Below are 7,393 nucleotides of genomic sequence, written 5' to 3'. Positions count from 1 at the left end.
AACTCGACAAGTGTTGTAGGTGAGGAAATTCTTCACGCAACTGTTTAGATGTCACTCCTTTTATTTTTGCCATGATGTTTGCGGGACTGAATGTAGGTAGTGCATTTAGAAATAGGTATGCATGGTCTCTGTCACATTCCAAGGCGACCACTTTAATTTTTTGCGATTCACATATTTCGTGTACCATTTCTTTAAATCTCTGTTCTACTTTGTCATTAAGAAATATCTTTCTTCTGTATCGAGGGCAAAACACAAAATGATAATTAATCAATGATACGGTTGTGTTTGTTCTTCTGTATTCTTCCATAACCAAATTGTATCAATTAACAACACGAACGGCAACAAATGTATAAAAATATAGATAGTGAAAATTTCGGTCAATTGAGATAGCAGAAAGCTATCCCTTGACCGACCTCACTATCATCCCATGTCTAAAGACGATGGGCTTTCTCGTTCGGAAGGTCGGTAAAGTTTTCATCGAGTTTGTGACTGACGAAGCTGTCTTTTTCGAGTTTGAGTGACGTTAAATCAATCAGCTCTATGATCGGTTGTGGAACGAAGTAAGTAAGGAAATCTTTCGCGACTTCTATATTAGAAAAAGTCGCTTTGAAAAATTTGTCGTGTGGATTTTGCATCTTCAATCGGATCATCTACTTTCTTAATAAGATGATGACTTATACGAATGTATGTTCTGTGATTAGTGTATCACGAACTAAAAAAAGAAACAAGTGAATAAGAGGAAATCCTTTCAAATCTATAGCGAGATTGCCGATATAACAATCATAGAGGTCTATCTGTTCGGAGATCGATTAAAAATAGAAAAGAGGTGAGAAAAATGCGATTAGGAACAAATGTCGGTGCGATGATTGCGATTCGAAATATGTCTTATCATTACTCAATGACACAGCGATCCATTATGAGATTGTCATCCGGTTTGCGGATTAATCGAGCGGCGGATGATGCAGCGGGCTTGGCAATTTCGGAAAAAATGCGCGCTCAAATTCGTGGGCTTAATATGGCGGTTCGAAATGCGCAGGATGGGATTTCGCTATTGCAGACGGCTGAAGGTGCGTTAAATGAAAGCCATGCGATTTTACATCGGATGCGTGAGTTAAGTGTACAGGCTGCGACCGGTACGTATTCAGATGATGAGCGGCAAATGATGCAAGATGAAATTGAACAGTTGCGTGATGAGCTGACACGGATTGGTCGGGATACAGAATTTAATAAAAAACCACTTTTGAATGGTGATTTTCAAAATCAGCGTTTGCAAATTGGTGCGAACTCGGGTCAAAATATCGCGATTACGATTAATGATATGCGTGCTGGAGCGCTTGGTCTTGATGGTGTTGATATTTCAACACAAGACGGTGCTGACAAGGCAATTGGTATTTTTGATGATGCAATTACGAACGTATCGCGTGAGCGTTCAAGGCTAGGTGCGACGCAGAACCGTCTCGGCCATACGATCAACAACTTGACAACGATGTCGATTAACTTAACTGAAGCGGAATCACGCATTCGTGACGTTGATATTGCAAAAGAAATGATGCAGTTTACCAAGCATAATATTTTAGCTCAGGCAGCTCAAATGATGGCTGCTCAAGCGATGCAGCAACAATATAGTGTGTTGCAGTTGCTACGTGTTTAATTTTTTATAAAAAATTGTCGAATATAGTTAGGATATGTTAAACTAGAGATAGAGGTGATCACGATGGATATTGCAAAATTATCAATTATGATGAGTCAATCACAACTGAAGCAGCAAGCGTCAATAAGTGTGATGAAACATACAATGGACCATGCCGAAATGCAGTCAGAGCAAATGATTCAGATGCTTGAACAATCTGTTCAGCCACATTTGGGGGGAAATATTGACGTAAGAGCATAATTTTTTACTGTTGACTTTTAGCCCAACTAAGCATAAACTTAAACCAGTGTAAAAGGGGAGTAGCTCCCGCAATAATGTCGTCACTACGAGAAAAATTCTCCGGCATTATTGGTAACGTGCATTCGCGTTACTAGCAAGACCTTTACCAATAATTTTCTGATCCTTTTTTTCAGAAGTTTATCGGTAAGGGTCTTTTTTTGTTTAGTAGCGGACTTTATCACCCTTTTTCGATTGGATTTTCGATAGCTGGATATAACTAAGATAGAGATGAGGAGATGTGGCAAAATGAATTATTATCAACTAGACAAGCAAGCAGTTTTACAACAATTAGCTGTTGATCAATCTGGTTTAACAAAAGATGAGGTTGCTAGTCGTCAAGAAAAGCATGGATTTAATGAATTAGAAGAAGCCGAAAAGCGCTCGACGCTAGCGTTATTCCTTGATTCTTTTAAGGATGCGATGGTCATTATTTTATTAATCGCAGCGACTGTTCAATTTTTGCTAGGAGAGTACATTGAAACGATTGTCATTATGATCGTGTTGATTATGAACTCTGTGATCAGTGTCGTTCAGACGAAAAAGGCTGAGAGTTCACTTGATGCACTGAAGCAAATGTCGGCACCTGTGGCCAAGGTGATTCGTGGTGGGGAGAAAGAAACGGTTCCAGCACGAGAACTTGTTCCTGGTGATATTGTTTTTCTTGAAGCGGGTGACTATATTCCTGCTGATGGTCGGGTGTTAGAAAGTGGTTCCCTACAAGTGAATGAAGGAATGTTAACGGGTGAATCTGAGGTCGTTGATAAAGTTGTCGAAGCGATTGATGATGAGGTCGCACTTGGTGATCGGATTAACTTAGTTTTTAGTAGTGCACTCGTGACAAATGGTCGGGCGACGATTGTCGTGACAGAGACAGGAACGAAAACGGAGATTGGTAAGATTGCCAATTTACTTAATACAGCCGAGCAAAAACTAACGCCTCTTCAACGGAAGCTTGATGCGTTTAGTAAAAAGTTAGGGCTTTGGATTTTAATTTTGTCAGTCGGTATTTTTGCCGTTCAAGCAGCAAGAATTTGGTTTGGTGATCAGCCTGTTGACTTAACGACAGGACTCCTTCAAGCATTGATGTTTGCGGTAGCGGTAGCTGTTGCTGCAATTCCTGAAGCATTGCAATCAATTGTAACAATTGTTCTGTCAGTTGGAACGAATAAGATGGCAAAGCAACATGCAATTATTCGAAAGCTTCCTGCCGTTGAAACGTTAGGCTCGACAAGTGTGATTTGTACCGATAAAACTGGGACACTGACACAGAACAAAATGACTGTTGTTGATTACTTTGTACCTGGACAGGACAAGCAGAACATTGATAACGAACCATCAACATGGTCAAATTCAGAAAATTTATTAGTCGATATTGCAGTATTAAGTAACGATAGTTATCTAGATGCAAGTGGCGCTGAGATCGGTGATCCAACTGAAGTCGCGTTAATCAATTTTTCCAATAAAAACGGCAAAGATTATCAGTCAATCCGCGATAGATTCGGACGAATTGATGAATTACCGTTTGATTCCGATCGTAAGTTGATGTCAACATTAAATGATCTTGATGGCGAGCGAATGATGTTAACAAAAGGTGGACCTGACATGATGTTTAGCCGGGCCAAATCGATTCTCGTTAACGGAAAAGAGCTGCCACTTGATCAAACATGGCATGATGCATTAATTGAGCAGAACGAATCCTTCTCGAAGAAAGCACTTCGTGTGTTAGCTTTTGGTTATAAAAAATTCGCCAACACGAAGGAGAAGTTGGATTTTGCTGATGAGGGAGAACTTGTGCTAGTAGGTTTACTGGCAATGATTGATCCGCCTCGTGAAGCGGTTTATAGTGCGATTGAAGAAACGCGCGCTGCTGGGATGAAGGCGGTTATGATTACTGGTGACCACAAAACGACGGCTGAGGCAATTGGTCGAGATATTGGTTTAATGGATGCTGGCGATATTGCGGTGACGGGGCAAGAGCTTGATGCGATGAGTGAAGAGGAACTTACTGAGAAGCTTGAGTCAATTTCTGTTTATGCTCGTGTGTCACCAGAGAATAAAATTCGGATTGTTAAAGCATGGCAAGCGAAGAATCAAATTTCTGCGATGACAGGTGACGGTGTCAATGATGCACCAGCATTGAAACAAGCAGATATTGGGATTGCGATGGGAAGCGGTACGGATGTAAGTAAAGATGCATCTGCGATGATTCTAACGGATGATAACTTTGTCTCAATCGTCAAGGCTGTTGAAGTCGGGCGAACCGTTTTTGATAATATTAAAAAAGCAATTGCGTATTTATTTAGTGGAAATTTAGGTGCGATTATTGCGATCTTGTTTGCTGTTGCATTGGGCTTACCGAATCCATTTACCGCATTACAACTTCTGTTTATTAACTTAGTGAATGACTCGTTACCAGCGATTGCGCTTGGGATGGAGAATTCTGAGCCTGATGTAATGAAGCGTAAGCCGCGTTCAATCGATGAAGGTATTTTTGCTGGTGATACGTTACGTTCTGTTATTACGAGAGGTTCGTTTATCGGGATTGCGGTTATTGTCTCTCATTTAATTGGTCTTGAGTCGAGTGTTGAGATGGGTGTAGCGATGGCGTTTACGACGTTAATTTTATCGAGAACACTGCAAACATTTGCGGCGCGTTCGAATCAACAGACGATTTTTGGTGTTGGGATTATGACGAATAAGTATGTGTTGGCTGCAGTTGTGTTTTGTCTTGGTTTGTATGGCTTGACGATTTTACCGGGCTTGCGCTCGATCTTCTCGATTCCGAGTGGATTTGGCTTGGCTGAGTGGGGGATTGCGTCTGGTCTTGCCGTAGCAGCTGTTCTATTAATGGAGATTACTAAAGTCATTTTTATTAAGGTCATTAAAAAGTAAGTTGTTTTGCTTAAAAGGTCATTCTAAATTTAGAGTGACTTTTTAATTTATCAAAAAATAGGCCGTTGTGCTTAAAGGTTTACAATTTATTCACACTTTTTTACTAATAACAGTGCTATAATAGGATTAATCTGATTAAAAAGGTGAGGCATATGTTGATCATGAATCAAACGTTAATTGATGGTATTGAAGATATGGTTTATGTTATGCGTGTTGGTGAAGATGGGAAGAGTCTGTTTTATCAGTTGGTTAATCAAGCTGTCCGTGATGCCTTGTTATTTGCTGACGATTTAATCGGGAAAGAGATTCGTGCGACAAGCCCAGCTGATTCAGTCGATTGGCTACTGAAACAGTATGAAATGGCGATTGCTAAGCAAAAGCCACATCACTATCAAGATCAGTTTAACTCACCATTTTCCGGCGAACGTATAGCTCAGACAACATTAACACCAATTATTGAAGCGGATCGAGTGACATTTGTGATTGCTGTGACTCGTGATATAACATCGCAGAAAAAGGTTGAAAGGCAAAGGAATATTAGTAACCAGCGCCTAAAGGTGAGTCGACAGCGCTATAAGTCACTTTTTGATGAAAACACTGATCCGACTGCTTATTTGAATATGTCGGGTAAAATTATTCGAATGAACAAAGCATGTCAACAATTTATCAACAAGATATATCGTAAAGATCAAGAAAGAAATATTTTTGACTTATTAAAAATGTCTGATGAGGATTTAGTGATTCGTAAGTTCGAAGAGACCAAATTAGGGCTCCCACAGAGTGTTGATATTTCAATTATGAGTGAAGATGAATACGAAGTGAAGCTGAAAATTAACTTCATTCCGATGACTTTAGAAAATAGAGTCGAAGGAGTTTACCTCATCTTTAAAGATATGACGGCTGAATTGTTTGCTAAGGAAGCCTTATTAAAAAGTGAGGAACGTTTCCGCTTAATTGCTGAAAATTCATCGGACTTAATTCAAATCGTAGATCAGGATGGTTATTTAAGTTATATTTCACCTTCACACCAGCGTGTATTAGGTTTTAATAGTGTTGAATTTGAGCAAAAAAAGCTAGTTGATTTTGTCGCTGAAAAATATATCGATAAGGTCGAAGTGGACCTTGATTTAGCGATTAAAGAAAAGAACACTAAAAGAGTTGAGGTGAAATTCCGTCATGCTGAAGGTGATTATCGTTGGTTCGAAATGAAGATTGAGCCAGTTTTTTCAGCTGATGGCAACTACCACCATACGAACATTGTTGCGCGTGATATTGAGGAACGAAAATCATATGAAAAGGAACTTCGTCGCCTTGCTTATCGTGATCCGTTAACTGGGCTCGCTAATCGTCGGCTATTTGATAGTCAGATGGATAAGGTCATTGCCAAGACTGAGCGAGATGAAATTCCATTTGCTGTGATCATGTTAGATTTGGATAACTTTAAAGAGGTTAATGATGATTTTGGTCATGATGCTGGTGATCAAGTGATTATTCAGATGAGTAAACGGATTCTGAACACTGTCCGCGATATGGATACAGTTGGGCGTTTAGGTGGAGATGAGTTTATTATTTTACTACCTGAAATCGAAAATAAGACAAATTTAACGAATCTAATAAGGCGCTTAGAACAGAACTTGAAGAGACCTTACCAGATCGAAAACACTTATTTTAAAGTTGGTGTTAGTTTTGGTGCGGTTCTCTCTGATCATCAGGCAGTATCGCGACAGAACACTGTCGTGACGGCTGCTGATAAAGCGCTTTATGCGGCAAAACGAGCCGGCAAAAATCGTTCAGTGATTTTATAACTACAGAAAATAACGTTTTTATGACATAATAGATAAGTGAAAAAAGTTTGACGAAGCTTGTTTAGGAGGAAGAAGAATTGGATCATAAACGTATTCTTTTTATTGGAGATAGTATAACAGAGTGGGGTCGCTTTGAAGATGAAGCGAATATGGGAGAAAACTATGTTCGAATGATTCGGGATTATTTTGCCGTACATAAACCTGATCAATTTCCTGAGGTGATTAACCGCGGAATTGGTGGGAACCGAATGACAGATTTAGTTGCAAGATGGCAAGATGATGTCATCGCACATAATCCTGATCTTGTTTCGATCTCGATTGGTGTCAATGATGTTTGGCGCCAAGTCGACGGTTCTAATATCGAGCAGGTTTATCCTGAGCAGTATGAAAAATTGTTGCGTCAATTAATTGATCAGACAAAAAGTGAACTAAATGCTGAGATTATTTTAATGGAGCCAACAATTATTGCTGAGGATGTTCAGTCAGAGGGTAATCAGAAGTTAGTTGCTTATGTTGAAGCGGTTAACAGAGTTGCGAAAGATTATCAGCTAACGGTTGTTCCGACGCATCAAGCATTTATCAATTATTTAAATAGTAAGCGTCCGCTTCCGTTGACGATTGATGGTGTGCATATGAGCACAACAGGCAATGCCTTAATGGCAAAAACGTGGCTTGAAACGGTTGTAAAATAAGCGTGATTGTCAAATTAGAAAGACCAGAAGGTGAACTTTTATTTCGTTATTCCTTCATCGTCACGAACTTAAGC

At 39.6% G+C, this 7,393-nt stretch carries 7 protein-coding genes; 5 read left to right on the top strand and 2 right to left on the bottom strand.

Annotated elements, in window-relative coordinates:
- Nucleotides 1–307: IS200/IS605 family transposase (tnpA, locus tag ABD814_RS08545; protein ID WP_344912225.1), on the bottom strand; the 307-nt coding region annotated here is incomplete at its 3' end.
- Between the two features lie 124 nt (nucleotides 308–431).
- On the bottom strand, nucleotides 432–635 hold the full coding sequence (locus ABD814_RS08540; RefSeq protein ID WP_344912224.1) for an Rpn family recombination-promoting nuclease/putative transposase: 204 nt from the start codon (nucleotides 633–635) through the stop codon (nucleotides 432–434).
- A gap of 200 nt (nucleotides 636–835) precedes the next feature.
- On the opposite strand from ABD814_RS08540, the gene ABD814_RS08535 reads away from it, so the two are divergent.
- The 5 genes from ABD814_RS08535 (at nucleotide 836) to ABD814_RS08515 (ending at nucleotide 7,319) form a co-directional block, all read left to right on the top strand.
- On the top strand, nucleotides 836–1,651 hold the full coding sequence (locus tag ABD814_RS08535) for a flagellin N-terminal helical domain-containing protein (RefSeq protein WP_344912215.1): 816 nt from the start codon (nucleotides 836–838) through the stop codon (nucleotides 1,649–1,651).
- Between the two features lie 63 nt (nucleotides 1,652–1,714).
- Entirely contained in the window at nucleotides 1,715–1,891 is a 177-nt protein-coding gene (locus ABD814_RS08530; protein ID WP_344912214.1) for a YjfB family protein, read from the top strand.
- 285 nt (nucleotides 1,892–2,176) lie between these two features.
- Entirely contained in the window at nucleotides 2,177–4,822 is a 2,646-nt protein-coding gene (locus ABD814_RS08525) for a cation-translocating P-type ATPase (protein ID WP_344912212.1), read from the top strand.
- Nucleotides 4,823–4,983: 161 nt separating this feature from the next.
- On the top strand, nucleotides 4,984–6,627 hold the full coding sequence (locus ABD814_RS08520) for a sensor domain-containing protein (RefSeq protein ID WP_344912223.1): 1,644 nt from the start codon (nucleotides 4,984–4,986) through the stop codon (nucleotides 6,625–6,627).
- Nucleotides 6,628–6,704: 77 nt separating this feature from the next.
- Nucleotides 6,705–7,319, top strand: a complete 615-nt coding sequence (locus tag ABD814_RS08515) for an SGNH/GDSL hydrolase family protein (RefSeq protein WP_344912210.1) — start codon at nucleotides 6,705–6,707, stop codon at nucleotides 7,317–7,319.
- The last annotated feature ends 74 nt before the right edge of the window (nucleotides 7,320–7,393 follow it).

Origin of the sequence: Amphibacillus indicireducens (genome assembly GCF_039539605.1) — a bacterium.
GTDB classification, from domain to species: Bacteria; Bacillota; Bacilli; order Bacillales; family Amphibacillaceae; genus Amphibacillus; species Amphibacillus indicireducens.
Note: the sequence above shows the minus strand (reverse complement) of the source record. Positions and strands in the feature narration are given on the sequence as shown.

Bases quoted from the DNA above. Each gene is read 5' to 3' on its own strand.
- ABD814_RS08540 (WP_344912224.1), bottom strand. From the start codon at position 635: ATGCAAAATCCACACGACAAATTTTTCAAAGCGACTTTTTCTAATATA.
- ABD814_RS08535 (WP_344912215.1), top strand. From the start codon at position 836: ATGCGATTAGGAACAAATGTCGGTGCGATGATTGCGATTCGAAATATG.
- ABD814_RS08530 (WP_344912214.1), top strand. From the start codon at position 1,715: ATGGATATTGCAAAATTATCAATTATGATGAGTCAATCACAACTGAAG.
- ABD814_RS08525 (WP_344912212.1), top strand. From the start codon at position 2,177: ATGAATTATTATCAACTAGACAAGCAAGCAGTTTTACAACAATTAGCT.
- ABD814_RS08520 (WP_344912223.1), top strand. From the start codon at position 4,984: ATGAATCAAACGTTAATTGATGGTATTGAAGATATGGTTTATGTTATG.